21 protein-coding genes are annotated in these 22,176 nt (G+C 67.5%); 10 read left to right on the top strand and 11 right to left on the bottom strand.

Going from position 1 to position 22,176, the window contains the following annotated elements:
- Positions 1–653: 653 nt before the first annotated feature.
- Positions 654–1,352: a pyridoxamine 5'-phosphate oxidase family protein gene (locus CG50_RS01135; RefSeq protein WP_036634127.1), complete on the bottom strand. Its 699-nt coding sequence runs from the start codon at positions 1,350–1,352 to the stop codon at positions 654–656.
- A gap of 41 nt (positions 1,353–1,393) precedes the next feature.
- On the opposite strand from CG50_RS01135, the gene pdxR reads away from it, so the two are divergent.
- Positions 1,394–2,815, top strand: a complete 1,422-nt coding sequence (pdxR, locus tag CG50_RS01130; RefSeq protein ID WP_051909316.1) for a MocR-like pyridoxine biosynthesis transcription factor PdxR — start codon at positions 1,394–1,396, stop codon at positions 2,813–2,815.
- Between the two features lie 584 nt (positions 2,816–3,399).
- Here the strand turns inward: pdxR and CG50_RS01125 are convergent.
- Positions 3,400–3,606, bottom strand: coding sequence for a cold-shock protein (locus CG50_RS01125; RefSeq protein ID WP_036634122.1), 207 nt, complete (start codon positions 3,604–3,606; stop codon positions 3,400–3,402).
- A 242-nt stretch (positions 3,607–3,848) separates the two neighbouring features.
- Here CG50_RS01125 and CG50_RS01120 point away from each other — a divergent pair, with 242 nt between their 5' ends.
- Both CG50_RS01120 and CG50_RS01115 read left to right on the top strand, forming a co-directional pair.
- Positions 3,849–4,973, top strand: a complete 1,125-nt coding sequence (locus CG50_RS01120) for an aminotransferase class I/II-fold pyridoxal phosphate-dependent enzyme (RefSeq protein WP_036634120.1) — start codon at positions 3,849–3,851, stop codon at positions 4,971–4,973.
- Positions 4,970–5,920, top strand: coding sequence for an Lnb N-terminal periplasmic domain-containing protein (locus CG50_RS01115; protein WP_051909314.1), 951 nt, complete (start codon positions 4,970–4,972; stop codon positions 5,918–5,920). Before CG50_RS01120 ends, CG50_RS01115 begins: the two co-directional genes overlap by 4 nt.
- Before the next feature lie 160 nt (positions 5,921–6,080).
- Here the strand turns inward: CG50_RS01115 and CG50_RS01110 are convergent, their stop codons facing one another.
- Both CG50_RS01110 and mgtE read right to left on the bottom strand, forming a co-directional pair.
- A complete protein-coding gene (locus tag CG50_RS01110) occupies positions 6,081–6,641 on the bottom strand; it encodes a 5-formyltetrahydrofolate cyclo-ligase (protein ID WP_036634117.1) in 561 nt (186 codons plus the stop codon).
- On the bottom strand, positions 6,638–8,020 hold the full coding sequence (gene mgtE / locus CG50_RS01105; RefSeq protein ID WP_036634115.1) for a magnesium transporter: 1,383 nt from the start codon (positions 8,018–8,020) through the stop codon (positions 6,638–6,640). Before mgtE ends, CG50_RS01110 begins: the two co-directional genes overlap by 4 nt.
- Before the next feature lie 158 nt (positions 8,021–8,178).
- Between mgtE and guaD the strand changes: the two genes are divergently transcribed.
- Complete coding sequence (gene guaD / locus CG50_RS01100; protein ID WP_036634114.1) at positions 8,179–9,471, top strand: guanine deaminase; 1,293 nt, start codon at positions 8,179–8,181, stop codon at positions 9,469–9,471.
- A 4-nt stretch (positions 9,472–9,475) separates the two neighbouring features.
- Here guaD and CG50_RS01095 read toward each other — a convergent pair whose 3' ends face one another.
- From CG50_RS01095 to CG50_RS01085, 4 genes are all read right to left on the bottom strand, one after another.
- Positions 9,476–9,928 (bottom strand): SAM-dependent methyltransferase, encoded by a 453-nt coding sequence (locus tag CG50_RS01095; RefSeq protein WP_036634112.1) that lies wholly within the window; start codon positions 9,926–9,928, stop codon positions 9,476–9,478.
- Between the two features lie 70 nt (positions 9,929–9,998).
- On the bottom strand, positions 9,999–10,163 hold the full coding sequence (locus CG50_RS16995; RefSeq protein WP_161785373.1) for a hypothetical protein: 165 nt from the start codon (positions 10,161–10,163) through the stop codon (positions 9,999–10,001).
- A gap of 255 nt (positions 10,164–10,418) precedes the next feature.
- Positions 10,419–11,819, bottom strand: coding sequence for an aspartate aminotransferase family protein (locus tag CG50_RS01090; protein ID WP_036634110.1), 1,401 nt, complete (start codon positions 11,817–11,819; stop codon positions 10,419–10,421).
- Positions 11,820–11,929: 110 nt separating this feature from the next.
- Positions 11,930–12,631, bottom strand: coding sequence for a GntR family transcriptional regulator (locus tag CG50_RS01085; protein ID WP_245615541.1), 702 nt, complete (start codon positions 12,629–12,631; stop codon positions 11,930–11,932).
- Positions 12,632–12,824: 193 nt separating this feature from the next.
- Here CG50_RS01085 and CG50_RS01080 point away from each other — a divergent pair, with 193 nt between their 5' ends.
- The 5 genes from CG50_RS01080 to CG50_RS01060 all read left to right on the top strand — a co-directional run bounded on the left by CG50_RS01080 (position 12,825) and on the right by CG50_RS01060 (position 18,322).
- Positions 12,825–14,159, top strand: a complete 1,335-nt coding sequence (locus CG50_RS01080; RefSeq protein WP_036634109.1) for an NAD(P)/FAD-dependent oxidoreductase — start codon at positions 12,825–12,827, stop codon at positions 14,157–14,159.
- A gap of 146 nt (positions 14,160–14,305) precedes the next feature.
- On the top strand, positions 14,306–16,009 hold the full coding sequence (gene dsbD, locus CG50_RS01075) for a protein-disulfide reductase DsbD (protein ID WP_081880221.1): 1,704 nt from the start codon (positions 14,306–14,308) through the stop codon (positions 16,007–16,009).
- Positions 16,006–16,644, top strand: a complete 639-nt coding sequence (locus CG50_RS01070; RefSeq protein WP_036634108.1) for a DsbA family protein — start codon at positions 16,006–16,008, stop codon at positions 16,642–16,644. Before dsbD ends, CG50_RS01070 begins: the two co-directional genes overlap by 4 nt.
- 92 nt (positions 16,645–16,736) lie before the next feature.
- Positions 16,737–17,198 (top strand): MarR family winged helix-turn-helix transcriptional regulator, encoded by a 462-nt coding sequence (locus CG50_RS01065; RefSeq protein ID WP_036634107.1) that lies wholly within the window; start codon positions 16,737–16,739, stop codon positions 17,196–17,198.
- 5 nt (positions 17,199–17,203) lie between these two features.
- Positions 17,204–18,322 carry an FUSC family protein gene (locus CG50_RS01060; RefSeq protein WP_036634105.1) on the top strand — a complete coding sequence of 373 codons (1,119 nt, stop codon included), beginning with the start codon at positions 17,204–17,206 and terminating at the stop codon, positions 18,320–18,322.
- 53 nt (positions 18,323–18,375) lie between these two features.
- Here the strand turns inward: CG50_RS01060 and CG50_RS01055 are convergent, their stop codons facing one another.
- The 3 genes from CG50_RS01055 to CG50_RS01045 form a co-directional block, all read right to left on the bottom strand.
- The gene (locus CG50_RS01055) at positions 18,376–19,197 is read right to left on the bottom strand and encodes a TIGR00282 family metallophosphoesterase (protein WP_036634104.1); all 822 of its coding nucleotides are present in this window, start codon (positions 19,195–19,197) and stop codon (positions 18,376–18,378) included.
- 144 nt (positions 19,198–19,341) lie between these two features.
- Entirely contained in the window at positions 19,342–20,172 is an 831-nt protein-coding gene (locus CG50_RS01050; RefSeq protein ID WP_036634098.1) for an MBL fold metallo-hydrolase, read from the bottom strand.
- 64 nt (positions 20,173–20,236) lie between these two features.
- On the bottom strand, positions 20,237–20,641 hold the full coding sequence (locus CG50_RS01045) for a metallopeptidase family protein (RefSeq protein WP_036634096.1): 405 nt from the start codon (positions 20,639–20,641) through the stop codon (positions 20,237–20,239).
- A 123-nt stretch (positions 20,642–20,764) separates the two neighbouring features.
- On the opposite strand from CG50_RS01045, the gene gltX reads away from it, so the two are divergent.
- Entirely contained in the window at positions 20,765–22,093 is a 1,329-nt protein-coding gene (gene gltX, locus CG50_RS01040) for a glutamate--tRNA ligase (protein WP_036634361.1), read from the top strand.
- Positions 22,094–22,176: the final 83 nt, after the last annotated feature.

Here is a 22,176-nt window from a genome sequence, read left to right as displayed (position 1 = left end):
GTCACTCGACCGTTCCCCCAATGAGCTGGCCGAGCCTGTGCACGACCGATTCCGCGAACGCCGCGCGGATGTAGACCTTCCCATTTCATACCCAAGCAGCACATCACTTTCCGTGCTCGGTGCCCCCTTGCTCGCCAGCAGAGACGACACTCCTTTCCGAACGCCATGCAGACTGCGGCCCTCCAGCCCTGCCGCATCGCACCAGTCGCCGAACTTGTTCTCGATTCCGGTGACCGACACCGGCGCGCCCTGGTCCTTCAGAAATTCGTTCAGCCGGCGCAGGTGGCAAATGTCTCCGCGCCGGGCCGCGGTCGACATGGCGAGGATCAGGGCGCGGCGTGCCATGATGAGCTTCGAAAGACGATGGCGCTTTCAGGGTCATCTTCACCTTGCTCCGCCGGAAACGGTTGCGGGCCCTCGCCAGAGGGAAGGCGCTCCTCCATGATGTATGGCAGCTTCATCAGATCCACGGTTCTGGCGTCCGGTCATCCGCGGCTTGCGGCGGGCGGTGCCGGGGGGCGGTCAACAGCCGGGATCCGCAGCACGCCGGCGGCCTTGTCGATCTCCACGATTGCAGGCGGGTCGTCTGCCGGCGCGGCCTTCAGGTGGCGCGAGAGCTCGGCTTGTGTGAATGTCTGGCGCTTACCCATCCTCTATCCGCGGGTTGACGGCTCATTCTGCCCCCCCAACCGGAAATCCCTGACATGGCCCGGCATCTCGACCTCGTCCAGATTGCGAGGATCGGGGACCGGGGAACCGATCTGCATTCGCACCGGGATCACGCCGGCCCAGATGGGCAAAGTGTAGTCCTCCGGCTCGTCATTCGGCCCGCCGGTGCGGATCTTGGCACTTCCTTCCGCGATCTTCAGGCCCAGAACCGTGGTTGCCTTCAGGTCCTGCGTCCTGTCGGGGCGCAGACCGGCATAGCGACCGGCAAAGAGACCGTCGACGAAACGCGTCAGCCTGGTCAGCTTTTCCTCTGCATCCTCGACCCTGAATGCCGTGCCGAACAGCGTCACCGAACGCGAATTGACGGAATGATGAAACCCGGAACGCGCCAGCACGAAGCCATCGAGGATCGAGACGCTGAGGCACACCTCGGCATCGCACCCGGCCCGCAGCGCCCGGCTGGCCGAGGATCCGTGCCAATAGACATGATCGCCCTCGCGCCATTGCAGGGTCGGGGTGACATAGGGTTTGCCTTCCATCACGTAACCGACCGAGCACAGAGGTTGCGCATCCAGAATGTCATTGATCGTGGCGCGGTCGAAATGTCCGCGCGGGTGAGAGCGGCGCAGACGAGAGCGCTCGGTGATGGGCAGGCTGTCAGTCATCGGAAGACGTCCGTTCATGGTTGATATCCTGAACGTAGCGCCCTATTGGATTAACAAATATGGCCAATATAGATAAAAATTCTCAGTCCAATTTGAATGCCGCGCTCTTCGCGGTGACATTGGACCGCGCCGCCGAGCCCGCATTGCATCTGCAGCTCGCCGGAGCCCTGCGGACACTGGTGCTGAGCGGAAGCCATGGCGGGCAGCGTCTGCCGGCCAGCCGCCTTTTCGCTGCAGAACTCTCTATTTCGCGCCTGACGGTGACCGCGGCCTATGACCAGCTGATCGCAGAAGGATATCTTGTGGCGCGGCAAGGATCGGGCACCTACATCGCCGAGCATTTGCCGCATCTGATCGCCCCTGAGCCACGGCCGGTTTCCGCGCCGAAACCTGCGCGGGTCCTGCCATTTCATCCTGGCGTTCCCGATCAGGCGGGCTTTCCGCATCGGGCCTGGGCACGTCATCTGGAGCGTGCGTGGCGGGCGCCTGCAGCCGGATTGCTGGAGCTGGCCGATCCTTTTGGCTGGTATCCGCTTCGTGCCGCTATCGCCGCGCATCTGGCTGCGTGGCGGGGCCTCGATTGCACGGCCGAACAGGTGGCGATCACCGGCGGCGCATGGGATGGGCTCGATATCCTGCGCGGCGCCGGGCTGCTGCGCGGTCGGCGGCTGGCGATGGAAGATCCCGGTTGGCCGACGCTTCACCGGCTGGTTGCACGGGCCGGGATGTCTCCCGAACCGTTACGGATCGACCGCGATGGCTTCGATCCGGCGCTGATCCCGCCCGATATTTCCAGCGCCATCGTGACCCCCTCGCGCCACTATCCCACGGGGACCGCCATGCCGCTGCCCCGGCGGCTGGAGCTGTTGCATTGGGCCGAAGCAGAAGGCGGGCTGATCGTAGAGGACGATTACGACAGCGAGTTTCGCTATCAGGGGCAGCCATTGCCGTCTTTGGCTGGCCTCGACGGGCTTCGCCGTGTGGTCTACATGGGCAGCTTCTCGAAATTGCTCAGCCCCGGCCTGCGCATTGGCTATCTGGTCCTGCCCGAGGTGCATCTCGCCGCCGCGCGGGATTATCTGTCCGTGACCGGGGCGCGGGCCTCTGTGTTGCCGCAGCCGGCGCTGGCGGAGTTCATGGCAAGCGGAGAATTCTCGACCCATCTGCGTCGGATGCGCCGGACATATGCCCGCCGTCAGGCATGGCTGTTGCGAGAACTCGCCCCCGTCGGGAACTTGCTGAAGTTGACCCCGGATGCCGCCGGAATGCACCTGTGCCTGCCTCTCCGTCCGGAATTGCGCGCGACCGACCGGCAGGTCGCGGCGCTTGCCTCGGCACAAGGCCTGACTGTTCGCGCGCTTTCGGCCCATGCTCAGCTGCCCGATCCGCCTCAGGCGCTGCTGCTCGGCTATGCGGCTTTTGCCGAAGAAGCACTGGCCGTCGCGGCTAAAACATTGATAGAGATATTACATAATATTTAAATAAAATCAGTATATTAGATCCGTCGTTACGAACGGCCGCACCGGGCTGTGAGGCTGACAGTCCTTTGCGGCGCGCGGTGGGGGGCCGTAAACGATCACTTCCGGCCACGGGATTTTTCCGCCATCGCCGATGAGGGTCCGGCTCAAGCTGAAGACGGACGATGAGGCGCACCGGATTCAAAGGCGAACGGATCATGATGGTGACGCCCGTCGCGAAGTGCGAGGCTGTCGTGCATCTGAGAACCCTTTCCGGGTTGTCCGAACGGTGAGCGCCAGACTGCCGGGGCGGATCGGAAGGCCTCGCGTTACCGGCCGCGCAGGGGGCCCGACCCGGCGTGTGCGGGCCAGCGAATGCCGCCAGCCCGTCATCCTGTCACGGCCCGGGAACTCTTGTCTCGGGTGGCCCGGATTTCGTGGGCAAAGCAAATGATCCGCGACCTCCGGCCACGGCCGGATGAAAGACCCGGCGCACAGGTCAGGGGGGATCCGGCACCGATGCAACAGCGTCCCCATCGTGCGCCCCGCATAGCAAAACGCCCGGCAGGGAAGATCCCTCCGGGCGTTCGCATTGATTTTGGGTCAGCTCAGGCGAGCTTCAGGTTCGTCGCCGAGACCTTGCCGTTGCGGCCGGTTTCCAGCTCGTAGCTGATCGCCTGGCCGTCGTTCAGGCCGCGCAGACCGGCACGTTCCACCGCCGAGATGTGCACGAACACGTCATCGCCGCCCTGCTCGGGAGCAATAAAGCCATAACCCTTGGTGGAGTTGAACCATTTCACGGTGCCATTGGCCATCGTTTTATTCCTTTCAATCATGCTGCCCGCGAAATTACGGCAGCCCGGCACAGACAAACTCGAATGCTGGCCGGTGAGGAACAGTAACGAAGAAGGCAGCGCAAGACTTCGTATAGCATGTGATTCGCCAAAAGCCTACAAAAATCAGATCGGCGCGGGCAGACTTCGGCCACTGTCCGCGGGGCTGTCGGGGCCTGCGAAACCGGCTATATCTGTCCCGATCCCCGCGACAGGAGCCCCCGATGGACATTCGCGAATTCGGTGTCGAGCAATGGATGAACGCCCATGAGACATCGGCGCGCTGGAATCTGGCCGAGACCTGTTGCGACAGTCTGACACTCGGCGCCCTGCTGGAGCTTGCCGGTCCGGGGGCGGGCAGCCTGAACGATCTGTTGGCGCTGCGCCTCGACTACGGCGAGATTGCGGGGTCGCTGCGGTTGCGGCGCGCGATCGCCGCGCTTTACCGCACCCGGCAGGCCGAAGAGGTGCTGGTCACTCATGGCACCATCGGCGCGAATGCGCTGGTGCATCGCACGCTGGTCGGGCCGGGCGATCGGGTGGTGTCGGTCGTGCCGACCTATCAACAGCATCTGTCGATCCCGGATTCCCTTGGCGCCCGGGTCATCCCGGTGGCGCTGCGCCCCGAAGATGGCTGGCGGCTGAATCTCGACGCGCTGCGCGCGGCCGTCACGCCGGGCACACGGCTGATCGCCCTGAGCAACCCGAACAATCCGACCGGCGCGTTGCTCGACGAAGACACGCTTGGCGCCATCGTCGCGATCGCGCGGGCGGCAGGGGCCTGGATCCTCGCGGACGAGGTTTATCGTGGCCTCGATGCCGTCGGAGAGGGCCAAACCGCATCGGTTACGGACCTGTATGAAAAAGGCATTTCGACGGGAGGCATGTCGAAGGCATTCTCGCTCGCCGGTCTGCGGCTCGGCTGGATCGCGGGACCGGCCGAGGTGCTGCGCGCGGTCTCGGTCCACCGCGATTACGACACGATTTCGGTCGGCCGGATCGACGATCATTTCGCGGCTGTCGCGCTTGAGGCGAAAGACGCGATCCTCGGGCGCAACCTTGCGCTCAGCCGGCGTAACCGCGCGATCCTCGCGGGGTGGATCGCGTCCGAGCCGCGGGTCGGCTGGGTGCCGTCGGGGGGCGGGACGGTGGCGCTTCTGGCCATCGCCGGCATGATGGATTCGGCCCGGTTCTGCCGCGAGCTGCAAGAGCGGACCGGGGTGATGGTGCTGCCCGGTTCGGTGCTCGGGGTCGAGGGGACCGTGCGCATCGGTTACGCCTGTGCGAGCGATGTCCTGCGCGAAGGACTGGCACGGCTGTCGGACCATCTTGCCGCAGGCCCGGCATGAGGCCGCGGCCCGCGCGGATTGCCTTCGGTGCCGTGCTCGGGCTCGGGGCGGTCTGGACCGGCCTTGCGTGCTGGGTGCAGCTTGCCGGGGCGCTGCGGATCGGGGCCGGGGTCGGGCTTGTGGTGCTGGCCCTCGGGCTGTGGCGGCTCGGCCGGGAGAGGGCGCTTCGTGGCTGGATCGGACTGGCCGTTGCGGGGTGCCTGGTCGGGCTGTGGTATCAGAGCATCGTGCCGCGACAGGATCGGGGCTGGGCCATCGACGTCAGTCGCGGCGTCCGGGCCACGCAGACGGGCGATATCGTGACACTTTCGGATATCCGCGATTTTCACTGGACGACGCCCGACACCGCCACGCCGCACTGGATCGTGCGCAGCTACGATCTGGCGACGCTCGACAGCGTCGAGATGTTCACCTCGGTCTGGTCCTCTCCCGCAATCGCGCATCTGCTGGTCAGCTTCGGTTTCTCGAATGGCGATCATGTGGTGTTCTCGGCCGAGATCCGGCGCGAGAACGGCGAGGCGTTCAACGAACTCGGCGGGTTCTTCCGCCAGTTCGAGCTTGTCCTGATCGGCGCGACCGAAGACGATATCGTCGCGTTGCGCAGCCAGATCCGGCACGAGACCGTCACCCGGTATCCGGTCGCGCTCGATGCCGATGAGCGGCGGGCACTGTTTCTGGCTTATGTGGGCCTTGCCCAAAGGCTTCAGACGGCGCCTGAATTCTACAATACCGTCACGGCGAATTGCACCACCGTGGTCTGGCGTCTCGCGCATGGGCTGCGTCCGGACCTGCCGCTCGGGGCGGGGCTGGTGTTGTCGGGCTATCTGCCGGGATATCTGGCGAAACTGGGCGTTCTCGGCGGCGCGGGCAGCCGCATCGACCCCGGAATGATTGCCGGGCGCATGGCACGTGGTATCGGCTATTCCCAGGCGATCCGGATGCCCTGATCTTCCGGCTTTCGATTCGCCGCAAATATCCCGGGGGTGAACCGGCGAAGCCGGGAGGGGGCAGCGCCCCCTGCGACCGGGGTCAGGGGGCGCTGCCCCCTCGGGCCTTCGGCCCTCACCCCCGGGATATTTGCGGCGAATCGAAAGGAGAACGGTCCCTTCAGGCGGGGCGGATGGTCTCGCGCTCGGTCACGATCAGGTCGAGGGGCTGATCTGTCGTTTCGGTCGGCACGGTGCCGATTTCCTGATCCGCGAAGGCGAAGCCGATCGCCGTGACCGGGCCGCGGGCGCGCAGCCGCTCGAGCGTGCGGTCGTAGAACCCGCCGCCATAGCCGAGCCGGAAGCCGCGCCGGTCGAAGGCCAGCATCGGCACGATCAGAACCTGCGGTGTCATCGGGCGGCCGGTCTCGGGGATCGGGGCGCCGAACGCACCGGGGATCATCGGGCAATCCGGGCTCCACAGCCGGAAGACGAGGGGGTGTGCCTCTGCCACAATCACCGGCACACCGACGGGCCCCGGATGGCGGGCCATTGCCGGGCGGGGGTCGATCTCGGTGCGGATCGGCATGTAACCGGCAAGCGGCCGACCGGCATGGGGCAGAAGGGCGGCGAGCAGACGCTCGGTCGCGGCGGAATGCGCGCCCGACTGGCTGCGGGCATGGGCGAGCTTGCGCGCGGTGAAGGCGGCCTTGCGGGTCAGGGCCTTCACGTCCTCGCTCATAGCAGGATCACCGTCGCGAGGCCGAGGAAGGCGAAGAACCCCATCACATCGGTCAGCGTGGTCACGAAGGTGCCGGAGGCCAGCGCCGGATCGAGCCCCATCCGGTCGAGCGTGAGCGGCACCAGCACGCCGCCGAGGGCCGCGACAATCTGGTTGGCGATCATCGCCATGCCCAGCACCAGCCCGAGCCGGAAGTCGTGAAACAGCAGCGCCCCCGCCGAGCCGAGGATGATCGCGAGGCTGATCCCGTTCAGCATCCCGGCCAGCAGCTCGCGGCGCACCACGCGTTTCGCGTTTGAGCTGTTCAGATCGCGCGCGGCAAGAGCGCGCACCGCCACCGCAAGCGATTGCGTGCCCGCGATGCCCCCCGTCGAGGCGACGATCGGCATCAGCGAGGCCAGTGCCACCAGCCGCGCGATGGTATTCTCGAACTGCGAGATCACGATGGCCGAGAGCGACGCGGTGCACAGGTTGATCACCAGCCAGGGCAGGCGCTGCTTCGCCGTGGTCAGCGGCCCGTCCGAGACGTGGCTCTCGTCGTTCACGCCGGCGAGGCGGAGCATGTCCTCCTCGTGTTCCTCGTCGAGAACGGCCATCGCATCGTCGATGGTGATGACGCCGACCAGCCGGCCGGAGTCGTCGACCACCGGGGCCGAGATCAGGTGATACTGGTTGAAGGCATAGGCGACATCGCCTTCTTCCTGCCGGGCCGAGATGGTGCGGAAGCTGTCCTCGGTGATCTGCATGAGCGGGGTCGCGCGGCGCGACGACAACAGTTTGCCGAGTGTGACATAGCCCACCGGGTGATGCGCGGCATCGACCAGGATGACGTGATAGAACTGATCGGGGAGTTCATGATCGCGGCCGAGGAAATCGACCGCATCGCCGACGGTCCAGTGCTCGGGCGCGGTGACGACCTCGCGCTGCATCAGACGGCCGGCGGAATATTCCGGCCAGGTCAGAGACTGCTCGACCGCGGCCCGGTCGCTGACATCGAGGGCGCCGAGGATCGCCTCTTGCTGCGGCTCCTCGAGATCCTCGATCAGGTCGACCACATCGTCGGAATCGAGTTCGCGCACCGCGCCCGCCAGAACGTCGCGCGGCAGGGCCGAGATGACTTCCTCACGGATCGATTCGTCGAGTTCCGACAGCACCTCGCCGTCGATCTCGTCGCCCCAAAGATGCAGGATCTCCTGGCGCTGCGCTGCACCGACCTGTTCGAGAAGGTCGGCGATATCGGCGGCGTGCAGCGGTTCGAGAAGCCCGCGCAGCGCGGCGGCATCGCCGGATTCGGCCGCGGCGACGACATGATCCACCAGCTCCGGATCGAGGGTGTAGTCCTCATCCTCGTGCTCGGTTTCCGTCGCCTGCGCTGCCATCCGATCTTCTGCCATGCCGCCCCCTGCTTGGTTCGTGTTTGGCCGCACCCTAGCCGATGCCGGACGGCAGCGACAGGGGGCGCAGATGTGGGGCACGGGGGGCGTTTACCTCGGAGGCCGGTGTTTCTAGACTAGGGCATGACAGACAGGAGGATGGCATGGCGGAACTGCTGATCGGACAGCTCTTGCGTTTCGAGGGCGACCCGATGACCGAAGGCCCCGATGTGGCACGCCACAGCAGCCGCGGCGCCGTGGTGATCGAGGATGGCCGCATCGCCGCGGTGGGCGAGGCGGATGCGCTGCGCCGCGACTGGCCGCAGGCGGCGGTGACCGACCTTGGCGGGCGGCTGATCTCGGCCGGCTTCGTCGACGCCCATGTGCATTACCCGCAGACCCAGATCATCGCGAGCTGGGGCAAGCGGCTGATCGACTGGCTGAACAGCTACACCTTCCCGGCCGAGATGCGCTTTGCCGATCCGCGCCACGCCGCCGATGTCGCGGCGCTGTATCTGGATCTGGCGCTCGATCACGGCACCACCTCGATGTGCAGCTATGCGACGATCCATCCAGAAAGCGTCGACGCCTTTTTCGCCGAGGCCGAGGCGCGCGGGATGCGGGCGATGGCGGGCAAGACCTGCATGGACCGCAACGCCCCCGAGGGGCTGCGCGATACCGCTCAGGCGGCTTATGACCAGTCGAAGGCGCTGTTGCAGAAATGGCATGGCAAGGGGCGGCTGTCCTATGTCATCACACCGCGGTTCTCGCCCACTTCGACGCCCGATCAGCTGTCGGCGCTCGGTTCGCTCTGGGCCGAGTATCCCGATTGCCCGATGCAGACCCATCTGAGCGAACAGGTCGACGAGATCGCCTGGGTGCGCGAGCTGTTCCCCGAGGCGCGCGATTACCTCGACACTTACGAAACCTTTGGATTGCTGGGGAAAAACGGCATCTACGGCCATGCGATCCACCTCGAACCGCGCGAGATCGCCCGGCTGCGCGAGGTGGGGGCGGCGCTTGCGCATTGCCCGACCTCGAACACCTTCATCGGCTCGGGGCTGTTCGATATGCGCGGGCTGACGGTGGCGGGGCTGCGGGTGGGGCTCGCGACGGATACCGGAGGGGGCTCGTCCTTCTCGATGCTGCGCACGATGGCCGCGGCCTATGAGGTCGGCCAGTTGCGCCGCTATCCGCTGCATCCGGCGCAGCTGTGGTGGCTTGCGACGCAAGGGGCGGCGCGCGCGCTTGGCATCGGCCATGCGGTCGGCAATATCGCGGTGGGGATGGAGGCCGATCTGATCGCCGTCGATCTGCACTCGACCCCCGCCATCGCGCAGCGTGCGGCGCAGGCCGGGAATTTCTGGCAGGCGCTGTTTCCGACGATCATGATGGGCGACGACCGCGCCATCGCCGGCGTCTGGATCGGCGGCAAGGCGGTGCGGGCGGTGAGCTAACGGTTCACCGGGCCGGGACGTCGATGTCGGGCTTCAGGTCGATCAGCGGCGTGCCGTCGAGGCAATCGAGACCGCGCACCTGAAGCCGGTTGCCGCTGACCGATATCAGCCGCACCACCGAGGAAGCGATGGGATTGGGTCGCACCGGAGAGCGCAGCGCGAAAGTGCCGGTGGGCTCTTCATGGCCATGCCGGGTCTGGTGCACCACATCGCGGCGCGCCCGGTCCATCCAGTAAAGAACCTGCATCCGCGGCTTCTCCGCCACACCGTCGAGCGCCGGCAGCCAGCGCGGATCCAGCTCGATCTCGCACAGCGGACCGGCCTCGGCATCGCCGCGGCGAGGGCAGTCCTTGCGCTCTGTCCAGGGGGTGTGGATGCGTCCGATGAACCACAGGCCGGCATCGAAAAGGCCGGGCAGATCGACGGTGATTTCGCCCGGCCTCAATTCGTCTGTCATTGTCTTTCCTGTGCCGGGGAGGGCCCCGTTGCGCATCCGGACGGGCCGGGGGCAGACAGGGCGGGGCGGCTCAGGCCTCTTTCTTCGCTTCGGGCTTGACGGTCAGCGGCGCCGCGGCGGCGGTACGATCGTCGGAGGCGGCGGTGGCCCCGGAGGCCGCCGAGGTCTGGAACGCAACCGGCACGGCGAAACCACCCATCGCGACGAACGTCAGCACGGCTTCTTTCACACGCATGTGGGATCTCCGATTTCCTGAAATTCGATAGCGGCGACGGGATCGAAGTTTTTTCCGTTACCGCTATCGTGGTGCAACATAACGTTGCCCGGCGCGATTTCAACTGGATTGCTGGTTTCCAGACGACAATTTGTCGCATGTGATTAAATTCATGGCAACGAATGCGTTCCATCCATGAAAACGGGCCGCCGGAGCGACCGGCAGCCCGTTTCACGTCTTTGCATAAGGCCGTGAGGCGAGTCGCCCCGGCCCGTCTTATGCCGCGGGGGCCGCTTTCCAAAGGCCGCGGGCCTTCGCGATCTCCATCCCCTCGTCGAGCGAGCGGATCGCGCGCTCGATCAGCATGTCGATCTCGGCCCGGCTGATGACCAGGGGCGGCGCGATCACCATGCGGTCGCCGACATGGCGCATCACCAGGTTGTTGGCGAAGCAGCGCTCGCGGCAGATCAGGCCGACGGTGCCTTCCTTCGACGCGAATTTCGCGCGGGCGGCCTTGTCCGGCGTCAGCGCGATCGAGGCCATCATGCCGACGATCTTCGCCTCGCCCACCATCGGATGGGCGGTCAGCGCCTCCCATTTCGTCTTCAGATAGGGCGCGGTATCGGCGGCCATCTTCTCGACGATCTTCTCGTCTTGCATGATCCGCAGGTTTTCCAGCGCGATGGCCGCGGCGACGGGATGGGCCGAATAGGTGTAGCCATGCGCGAACTCGCCGCCCGCGTTGATGACCTTCGCCACCTTGTCCGACACCAGAGAGCCCCCGATCGGCACATAGCCCGAGGACAGCCCCTTGGCGATGGTCATGATGTCGGGGCGCAGACCGAAGGTCTGGGTGCCGAACCAGTTGCCGGTGCGTCCGAAGCCGCAGATCACCTCGTCGGCGATCAGCAAGATGCCGTATTTGTCGACGATGCGCTGGATCTCGGGCCAATAGGTCTCGGGCGGAACGATCACGCCGCCCGCGCCCTGGATCGGCTCGGCGATGAAGGCGGCGACCTTGTCCTCGCCGAGGTCGAGGATCTTCGCCTCGAGCTCGCGCGCCCGGGCGAGGCCGAACTCCTCGGGGCTCATCTCGCCGCCCTCGGACCACCAGTCGGGCTGGTTGATCCAGTCGATGCCGGGGATCGGCAGGCCGCCCTGCTTGTGCATCGCTTTCATGCCGCTCAGGCTGCCCGACCCCATCGTCGAGCCGTGATAGGCGTTCCAGCGCGACAGGATGATCTGCTTCTCCGGCTTGCCCTTGAGCTGCCAGTAATGGCGCGCCATGCGCATGTTGGTGTCGTTCGAATCCGACCCCGAGCCGTTGAAGAACACATGATTCAGATCGCCCGGAGCGAGCTCGGCGAGCTTCGCTGCCAGTTCCAGCGCCGGCGGATGGCTGGTCTGGAAGAAGGTGTTGTAATAGCTCAGCTGGCGGATCTGGCGCGCGGCGGCCTCGGCGATCTCCTCGCGGCCGTAACCGATATTGACGCACCACAGCCCGGCCATGCCGTCGAGGATCTGCTCGCCCTCGCTGTCGGTGACGAACACGCCCTTGGCCGAGGTGATGATCCGCGCCCCCTTGGCGTTGAGCGCATCGCCGTCGGTGAACGGGTGCATGTGATGGGCGGCATCGAGCGCCTGCATCTCGGAGGTGGGACGGTGATTCTCCAGCATGGTGAAGTCCTTCGGTTGGGCCTGCGGTCCGGGCCGCGAGTCCGGCCCTCGGTCAGCGCCGCGAAAGCCGCGGCTGCTTTCCTCCAGCTAATATGATCAAATTATTCCGGTCAAGAGGCGGCAGCATCGCGCGACGCGTCGTCAGGGGCCTCCAGCAGCACGGCGCGGATGTTGTCCATGCCCTGGCGGATGTCGCGGGCGATGGCGGCGGCGGCGGCCCCGGGGTCGCGGCGGTCGAGCGCGGCGATGGTCTCGTGGTGCATGTCGGGCAGGTTCTGCGTGCCGAGGCGGCCGCACATGATCCGCAGCGAGGGCGCGGCGCGCAGCCAGAAGCCATTGACCGCCTGCGACAGGATCGCGCTGTCGGCGGCGGCGTAAAGCGTCATGTGGAAGCGGTGGTTGAGCCGCAGATAGCCGCGCGCATCGCCCTGCCCGATGGCCCGGTCGAGGGCCGCGTCGATGGCCCGCAACTCCTGTGTCAGGGCGGGCGTCGCCACCAGCGCGGCGCGGCGGGCAAGCTCCGCCTCCAGCGCGACGCGGCCGAAGGTAAGAGCCTCGACCTCGGCGAGCGTCAGCACCGGCACCGAGACCCGGCGGTTGCCCTGAAACAGCAAGGCGCCTTCCGAGGTCAGCCGCCGGATCGCCTCGCGCACCGGGGTGGCGCTGCCGCCGAGCATCCCGGTCAGCCCCTGGATCGTCACCGCCTGTCCGGGCGCGAGATCGCCGCACAGGATCATCTCGCGCAGCTGGCCGTAAATGGTCAGATGCGCCGGAAGATGCGATGGCGTGTCGGTGGGCTCTTCTGGATCCATTGTGCTCTCCGGCATTCGGTCTTCGGTGTATTTGATCAAATCATGGCTCATCTGCGGCTGCAAGGGGCCGGTCCGGGCAGGGGGGCGGGGGGCGGTTGCGGGGCGGAAGGGCGCGCAAGCTGGCGAACGGGGCTTTGGCTTCGTCGCGGATTGAGCTAAGCGGGAAGACGACAACCAGTGATCGCGTATCCAGATGCCGCAACGGATCTATGAACCTGCCGCTTATGGCGAAGCCTCTCTCGGGGGGTGTTACTGGTATGACAGTGTGCCCGATGACACCCGCTGGCCATCGGCAGACGGGACGATCGACGTCGATTTCGCCATCGTGGGCGCGGGGTATACCGGGCTGTCGGCGGCGCTGACGCTGGCGCAGGCAGGGGTCGAGGTCGCGGTTCTCGATGCGCACCGGCCGGGCTGGGGCGCCTCGGGGCGCAACGGCGGGTTTTGCTGCATCGGCGGGGCGAAGGCGACGGGACGGCAGATCCGCCGCCGCTGGGGCGAAGAGGATCTCGCCTGTTTCCGCCGTGCGGAGCGCGCCGCGATCGAGATGGTGCGGGCGCGGATCTCGGGCCTCGGGGTCAATGCCGACATCCATTCCGAAAGCGGCGAGCTGCAGATCGCGCACAGCCAGCCGGCGTTTCGCGCGATGCGCCGCGAGGCGGCGGCGCTGGCCGAGACCTATGGCACCACCGCCGAGGTGCTCAGCCGCGCCGAGATGATCGAGCAGGGGCTGAAGCTGCGCGGCGCCTGGGGCGGGCTGCATCTGGGGCTCGGTTTCGCGCTGAACCCGCGCAAATATGTGCTGGGGCTGGCGCGCGAGGTGGTGGCCTGCGGCGCCAGGCTTTATGCCGACAGCCCGGTGCTGTCGACCGGTCGGACCGAGGACGGGCGCCACCTGCTGCGGCTGCCGCATGGGACGGTGCGGGCGCGCCGGCTGCTGATCGCGACGAACGGCTATTCCTCGGACGATCTGCCGCCATGGATGGCGGCGCGCTACCTGCCGATGCAGTCGAGCGTGATCGTGACCCGGCCGCTTGAGGACGAGGAGATCGCGAAACAGGGCTGGTCGAGCGATCTGATGGCCTATGACTCGCGCAACCTGCTGCATTATTTCCGGCTGATGCCGGACCGGCGGATGCTGTTCGGGATGCGCGGTGCGGTGCGCTGGACCGATGCCGCGCAGGACGCGCAGCGCCGTGCCGTGCTGCGCCATTTCCGGCACATGTTCCCGGCCTGGCGGCGGGTCGATGTGCCGTGGTTCTGGTCCGGGCTGGTGTGCATGGCGCGCGATCTGGTGCCCTTCGCGGGGCAGATCGGGCCTGACACCTGGGCGGCCTTCGCCTGGCACGGCAATGGCGTCGCGATGGGCAGCTGGACCGGCGAGCAGCTGGCGAAGCTCGCGCTCGGTCAGGCGACGGAGATGCCCGGGTTCTTCGGCCGGACTCCGCCGAAATTCACGCTCGGGGCGCGGCGGCGGGCGGGACTGCCGGCGGCGCTGCTGTGGTATCGGTTGCGCGACGCGTTCTAGGGGTTACCCCCCGTGGGGCAGGAAGGGAGGGGCTCTGCCCCCTCGGGCCTTTGGCCCTCACCCCCGGGATATTTGCGGAAAGATGAATGGGAGAAGTCTTAAGCCTGAGTTAAGCGCGGCGGGCGAGAGCCGCGGCAGAGGTGGCGATGAGGCAGGATATGTGGGGCAAGGCGATCGCGGCGCTGATTCTGGGGCTGGTCTTCGGAACGATCGGCGGAGCGGTGCTGGCGGCGGGGCGGCCACTGCCGGCGGCCGAGGCGTTTCGGATGCAGCTTCTGTCCGTCGATGCGCAGGGCGCGCGGATCGGCTGGACCATCGCGCCGGGTTATTATCTGTATCGCGACGGGTTTTCGGCCACGGATGACGCGGGCGCGGCGCTGGAGTTGCACACGGATCCGGGCGAGGTGACGCAGGATCCGGGCTTCGGTTCGGTCGAGGTGTATCGCGACCGGGCGGAGGTTCTCCTGCCCGGTGCGCGCGGGGTGGTGCAGGTGACGGCACAGGGCTGTCAGCAGGACGGGATCTGCTATCCGCCGGTGACTGAAACCGTGACCTTGCCCGGGACGGCGCCGCCCGAGGGCATAGGGGCGGAAGGGGCGCTTGCAGGGAACTGGCTGACGGTTCTGGCGGGCTATTTCGGGCTTGGGGTGCTGTTGGCCTTCACGCCCTGTGTGCTGCCGATGTTGCCGATCCTGCTCGCGCTTCTGGCGCGGCAGGGCGAGACGCTGCGTCCGGCGCGCGGGGCGGTGCTGTCGGGCGCTTATGTGCTGGCGATGGCGGTAGCCTTCGCCGCGATCGGGGCTGTGGCGGGCTGGTCGGGGCGCAACCTGCAACTGGTGCTGCAATCGCCCTGGGCCATCGGGGCGATGGCCGGGCTGTTCGCGGTGCTGGCTCTGCCGGGGCTCGGGTTGTTCGAGATCGCGCTGCCGTCAGGTCTCGCGCGGGTGGCGGACCGGGTGCAGGGCCCGCGCGGATCGGTGCGCGGCGCGGTTGCACTTGGGCTCGGGGCGGCGCTGGTGGTGGGGCCGTGCCTGACCGCGCCGCTGGCGGGGGCGCTGTTGTATATCGCGCAGGGGGGCAGCGTGGCGTTCGGGGCTGCGGCCCTGTTCGCTCTGGGCCTCGGGCAGGGGGCGCCGCTGCTGCTGGCCGGGGTGTTCGGTGCGGCATTGCTGCCCCGGGCCGGGGCCTGGATGGGGGCGGTGCGTCCCCTCGTGTCCTTCGTGTTTCTGGCGTTGGCGGTGTGGCTGCTGTCGCGGGTGGTGCCCGGGACGGTGACGGCGGCGCTGTGGGCGGGGCTTCTGCTGTGGGGTGGGGGCTGGCTGATCCGCGGCACGGGGCGGGTGCGGCGCGGTCTGGGGGTGCTGGCGCTGCTCGGGGCCGGGGCGCAGGTCGCAGGGGCGGTGCTGCCTGGCGTGGGTGGACCGCTCGCGACCGCCACGCCAGAGGCCGCGCCGGGGTTCGGGCGGGTCAGCACGGTGGACGGGCTTGAAACCGCGTTGGCCGCCGCGCGGGGGCGCCCGACGCTTGTCTATGTCACGGCCGACTGGTGCGAAAGCTGCCGCCAGATCGCCCGCACGCTCTGGCCCGATCCCGCGGTCGGGGCCGCATTGCGCGGCGTCACCCGGATCGAGCTTGACGTCACCCGCGCCGATGCCGGCGCCGAGGCCGCGCTGAAACGACTGTCGGCCTTCGGTCCGCCGACCCTTTTGTTCTTCGGCCCCGACGGGACCGAGCGCATCGCCAGCCGGCGGACCGGCCCGGTCCCGGTGCCCGATTTCCTGAGTGCCGCGAGGGCCCTGCGCCCCGCCGGCTTCGCCCCCGATCCATCCATTCAAGGAGTTTCCGAATGATTTTTCCGCTGAACCGCCGCGCTTTGCTGGTGCTTGCTCCGGGGGGGATGATGACGCTCGGGGCGGCGGGGGTGCAGGCCAGGCCCGAGGCCATTCCGCCCAAGGCTCCCGGCTATGCCGAGCTGATCTCGGATCCGGCGCAGCCGGTGCTGGGCAATCCGAAGGGCGATGTCACCATCGTCGAGTTCTTCGATTACCAGTGCCCGTTCTGCCGCAAGAGCTATCCCGAGATGCAGGCCTTCGTCAAAAAAGACGGCAATCTGCGCTGGATGATGAAGGACTGGCCGATGTTCGGGCCGGTGTCGGATCGGGCGACGATGATCGCGCTCGGCGCCGTGAAACTTGGCCGTTATGCCGAGGTCAACGCTGCGATCATGGCGCTGCCGGGGCGGCATCTGAGCGTCGAGCAGGTCGATGCGGCAGCGAAATCGGCCGGTGTCGAGGCGGGCGATGCTCTCGACAGCTTTCAGAAGGATTACAACAGCTGGACCGAGCTCGTCGGCAAGAATATCGGCGAGGCCTATGAGCTGGGCCTGATGGGCACACCGGGCTTCGTCGTCGGGCAGGATCTGTTCAACGGTGCGACCCCGATCGCCGATCTTTCCAAGGCCGTGGCGCGTTTGCGCCGGGGGTGAGGCCCCCCGGTTGCCCGCGTCGCGGATGCGACAAATGTTGTATCCGACTCATTTGATTTGCAAACCAAATGAAATTCTGATCAGAGAGAGGCATGACCTCAGATCTGACTTCTCCCCGGGCGCGGCTTGGCCGGCGCTTCGCCGTGTTGGCGCGGCGCTGGCGCCAGGTTCTGGATGCGCGCCTGACCGAGGCGGGGCTGTCCGCCGCGACCTGGGTGCCGCTCGTGCATCTCGACGACATGGGCGACGGCATCGCACAGGCAGAGCTGGCGCGGCGGATCAGTCTCGATGCCTCGAGCCTGGTGCGCCTGCTCGATATCCTGTGCCGGCAGGGGCTGGTCGAGCGCCGCCCCGATCCGGTCGACGGACGGGTGCGGCAGGTGGTCCTGACGCCTGAGGGGCACGCCCGCGTGGCCGGGATCTCGCGCGAGCTGGCCCGCTCCGAGGCAGAGCTTCTGGCGGGTCTGAGTGACGATGACATTGCCGGTATGCTCGCCGGTTTCGACAAGATCGACCTTGCGCTGACTGCGGCGCGGTCGCCGCGACAGGAGTGACCCCCTTGCCCTTTTCTCCCGATCCGACTCCGGCCGAGGCGCGCCATCTGGCCGCTGCACGCCGCCTGCTGGAGCTGCGTCAGATGCGCGAAAGCCTCGCCGTGGCGCGCCGCCAGCCGTCCTTGCGCAACTCGATCCTCGTCGGGGTGCAGGCCGCGCTGACGGTGCTGATTGCGCTCAGCGCGACCTACATGTCGCCCTGGCCGCAACTGGTGGGCTACGCCTCGCTCGGGTCTCTGGTGGCGCTGTTCGGCCGGTTTTCCTCGCGCCGGGGGCGGCGCGGGGTGCTGGTGCTGAGCGCGCTGACCCAGACCGGAGGGGTGGTTCTGATGTCGGCGGCGACCGCGCTCGGCGCCCCGAAAGAGGTGCAGCTGGCGGTTCTGGCGCTGTTTTGCGGCGTGGCGGTGTTCATCGCGGCAACCGGTCGGGTCGGTGCGCCGGGGCCGCTGATTTTCGCTTTCGCGGCGGGGGCCTCGATGGTGCCGGTGGCCGGCTGGACCGAGGTGGCCGAGCGCGGTCTTGCTACCGGGGCGGTCAGTATCGTGGCGCTTCTGGTCTGCCTCGCGACGGAACCCCTGCGCCAGCAGCCCACGCCCGAGCGCGCCTTTCCTGTTGAACCGTTGCGGCCCGCCTCGCACCGGGCGGTGGCCGCCGCGCGCATCGCTTTCGGTGCCGCGGTTGCGGCTTTCGCGACCCATGCCGTCGGCGCGGCACATCCGGCCTGGGCGGCGCTCGGCGCGGTTGCGGTGCTGCAGGGCGCGCATCTTCACATCAGCATGAACCGGGCGTTGCAGCGCATGGCGGGCACGCTCGTCGGCGGGGTGATGGTGTGGTTCGTGCTCTCGGCGCAGCCGGGGATCTGGCAGGTGATCTGGATGCTCGCCTTCCTGCAGATCGCGACGGAGCTGGTGATCGGCTACAACTACGCTTTCGGGCAGGCTTTCGTGACGCCGATGGCCTTGCTGACAAGCTACCTCGCCGCGCCCGGTGCCGCCGGTGCCGAGATGGCGCCCGAGCGGGTTCTCGATACCCTGATCGGGGCGAGCATCGGCATGGTGGCGGCACTGATCCTGTCGACGATCGACGACCGTGCCTTCCTCGCCCGCCACGCCGGCGGCAAGTAGCAAGGCCGGCGGCAAGTAGCAAGGCCGGCGGCAAGTAGCAAGGAAGGGGGGGCTCAGCCCTCCTTCGGCCCGCTTTGCGACAGCCGACCGCCGACGCGCACCGGACGCGCCACCAGTGCCTTGCCGCTGCGGTCGTCGGTCTCGACATAGATCCCGCTCAGCGTCGCCTCGCCGGTCGCGGGGGTGAAACGCTCGCGCGCCATGCCGGTGATGAAGCGGCGCATCGGCTCGGCCTTGTCCATGCCGATGACCGAGTTGTAATCGCCGCACATGCCCGCGTCTGTCATGTAGGCGGTTCCGCCCGGCAGCACGGTGACATCGCCGGTCGGCACATGGGTATGCGTGCCCACGACGACCGAGGCCCGCCCGTCGCACCAGTGCCCCATCGCCATCTTCTCTGAGGTCGCCTCGCAATGCACGTCGATCAGGATCGCCTGCGCCTGCCCGCCGAGGGGATGCGCCCGCAAGACCGTTTCGACGGCCGAGAACGGATCGTCATAGGCGCGCTTCATGAATACCTGGCCCAGAACCTGCGCCACCAGAACCTTGCGACCGCGCCGGTCCTCGAACAGGCGAAACCCGCGTCCCGGCGCGTCCTTGGCATAGTTGATCGGCCGGATCACCCGCGGCTCGCCGTCGATGAAGCGCATCATGTCCTTCTGATCGAAGGCATGATCGCCAAGCGTCACCACATCCGCGCCCGCGGCCAGCAGCAGTTTCGCGTGCTCGCCCGTCAGTCCCATGCCACCCGAGGCGTTCTCGCCGTTCACCACGACGAAATCGAGCCCCCAGTCAGCGCGCAGCGCAGCCAGCCGCTCGGCAATCGCCGTGCGTCCCGCGCGTCCCATCACATCGCCAAGAAAAAGGATCTTCATGCCGGTTCCATAGGCGCGCCCGCGCCCGAGGGCAAATCCTTTCGTCCGTCAGCGATTGCGTGCCCCCTCTCTTTCGGCTTTCCATAAATATCCCGGGGGTGAATTTGCCTGAAAGGCAAAGAGGGGGCAGAGCCCCTTGCGCTCTCAGGGCCGGTCGCCGGCGGCGCGGAACCGGAATCCTCCGGCGTCGCGCTCCAGAAATCCCACCGCGGGGAAGGGCATGTGATAGCCGATGAACGGCACGCCCTCGTCGGCGATCTGGCCGAGGATGCGCTTCCGGGTCTCGATGGCGCGGGCCTTGTCGATGTCGAAGCGCACTTCCCAATCCGGATGGCTGACGGACCACAGCGCGTGGTTCGCAGTGTCGGCGGTCAGCATCAGCCTGGCCTCGCCGCTTGTCAGCCGGAACGCCATGTGGCCGGGCGTGTGGCCGGGCGCGAGGATCGCCGTCGCGCCGGGGAAGGGGCTGTCGCCATCCTCGATCAGCGTGATGTGGCGCGCGAAGGGACGCACCAGCCGCTCGAACCCGTCATTGCCCGCCATCGCCCAATGATCCCATTCGCGCCCTCCGGCGATCAGCCGCGCGTTCGGGAAGACCGGCCGGCCGTTCTGCATCAGCCCGCCGATATGGTCGGCGTGCATGTGGGTGAGCACGATCAGCGTGATGTCTTCGGGGCTGTGCCCTGAGGCAGTGAGCGCCGTGACGATCCCTTCGGGCGTCAGTCCGGTGTCGAACAGCACCGTCTCCGTCCCGGTCTCGACCAGCGTCGGGGTGAAGCCGTTCGACCACCGATCCGTCGGCTGACCCGCCTCGCGCGAGATCCTCTCGAAGGTCTCGGCATCCACGTTCAGCCCGTAGGTGGCATGGGCGTCGGTCATCTCGCGCGTGCCCGACAGCAAGGTCGTCACGCGGAAATCGCCGAGCCGGAAGCTGTGCCAGAGGGGCGCGGACGGCGCGGTTTCGGGAAGGGTCATCGTCGGCTCCGGCTTCGGTCATCTGCTGCCCGAGGGTAGGGCGCCGCCCGGTCGGGGCAAGGGATCACTCCCACCAGCGGTCTATCGCGGCAATGTCGTCGTCGGACCAGCCGAAATGATGGGCCAGCTCGTGGACGTAGACATGCGCCGTCAGCGCGTCGAGCGCGACATCGCCGCGTTCCGCCCATTCATCGAGGATCGCGCGGCGAAACAGCCAGATCACATCCGGCCCGGTGGGATCGGCGACGGATTTCAGCGTCAGCGGCACGCCTTCGTAAAGCCCGGTCAGCTCGAACGGATCTTCGATCTCCATCTCGGTCAGGATGTCGTCGGGCGCGAGGTCGGCCACGCGCAGCACGACCGCCGCGGCCGCGGTGCGAAACGCCGCGGGCAGGGCGTCGCGCGCGGCGAGCGCCATCGCCTCGATCTCGTCGAGCGAGGGGGCCTCGCGTCCTCTCCAGTCGCTCATCGGCGCCTCCTGTCTTGCTTCACCCAAGCTATGGACAAGCCCGCCGCTCTGGACAAGCCTGTCGATCTGGATAACACCGCGCCTCGCGACCCGACCTGCCGCACCCGATATGGAGACGCCCGCATGACCATCGTGACCCGCTTCGCGCCCTCGCCGACCGGCTATATCCATGTCGGCAACCTGCGCACCGCGCTGATGAACTATCTCGTCGCGCGCAAGGCGGGCGGCACCTTCATCCTGCGCATCGACGATACCGACCGGGAGCGCTCGAAGCAGGAATATGTCGATGCGCTGAAGGCGGATCTCGACTGGCTCGGCCTTGGCTGGGATCGGGAAGAGCGTCAGTCCGACCGCCTCGGCCGCTATGAGGAGGTCGCCGGAGAGCTGCGCCGTTCGGGCCGGCTCTATGAATGTTTCGAGACCCCGACCGAACTCGATCTGCGGCGCAAGAAGCAGCTCAACATGGGCCGGCCGCCGGTTTACGACCGTGCGGCGCTGACGCTTGACGAGGCGGCGCGCGAGGCGCTGCGCACTGAGGGGCGCGAGGGCTATTGGCGGTTCCTTCTGGACCGCGAGCGCGTCGAATGGACGGACGGGATCCTCGGGCCGATCTCCATCGACGCGGGATCGGTGTCGGACCCGGTGCTCATCAAGGCCTCGGGGCAGGTGCTGTATACTTTCGCCTCCTCGGTCGACGATGCCGACATGGGGGTGAGCGACATCGTGCGCGGCGCCGATCACGTCACCAATACCGCGACGCAGGTGCAGATCATCCGTGCCATCGGCGGCACGGTGCCGCGCTTCGCGCATCACTCGCTGCTGACCGGGCCCGAGGGCGAGGAGCTGTCGAAGCGTCTGGGTGCGCTGTCGATCCGCGATCTGCGCGAACAGGGCGTGGCGCCCGAAGCGCTGCTGAGTCTGATGGCGCGGCTCGGCTCCGGCCAGCCGGTGGAGCTGCGGATGTCGCTCGACGAGATCGCGGCGGGCTTCGATCTGTCGCAGTTCGGCGCGGCGCCCACCCGGTTCGATCCGGCGGAGCTGAGCGTGCTGACGCGCCACCGCAACCAGCAGCTGCCCTTCGCCGCCGTCGCCGGCCGGATCGCAGCCCTCGGCATCCCGGACGGGCAGGCGGAGGCGTTCTGGCGTGTCGCCTCGCACAATATCGACACGCTCGCCGATCTCGACCACTGGGCCGCGCTGTGCCTGACCGGGGCGGAGCCGCTGATCGAGCCGGAAGACGCCGAATTCGTGCGCACCGCCCTCGATCTGCTGCCCGAGATGCCGTTCGACGCCACCACCTGGCGCGACTGGACCGCGCGGGTGAAAGAGGCCACCGGGCGCAAGGGCCGGGGGCTGTTCATGCCGCTGCGCAAGGCGCTGACCGGCGAGGCGCATGGCCCCGAGATGTCCGAGCTGATGCCGCTGCTGCACCGCATTCGCGCGAAGGGCTGATCCCGCGCTCCGGGGCGGTAACCTGCCCCGGATGCCCGCCTTTTCCGCGCCCGATGCCGCATCGCGGCGCCAAAACGTCGTTT

Origin of the sequence: Paenirhodobacter enshiensis, assembly GCF_000740785.1 — a bacterium.
Lineage (GTDB): Bacteria > Pseudomonadota > Alphaproteobacteria > Rhodobacterales > Rhodobacteraceae > Rhodobacter > Rhodobacter enshiensis.
Note: the sequence above shows the minus strand (reverse complement) of the source record. Positions and strands in the feature narration are given on the sequence as shown.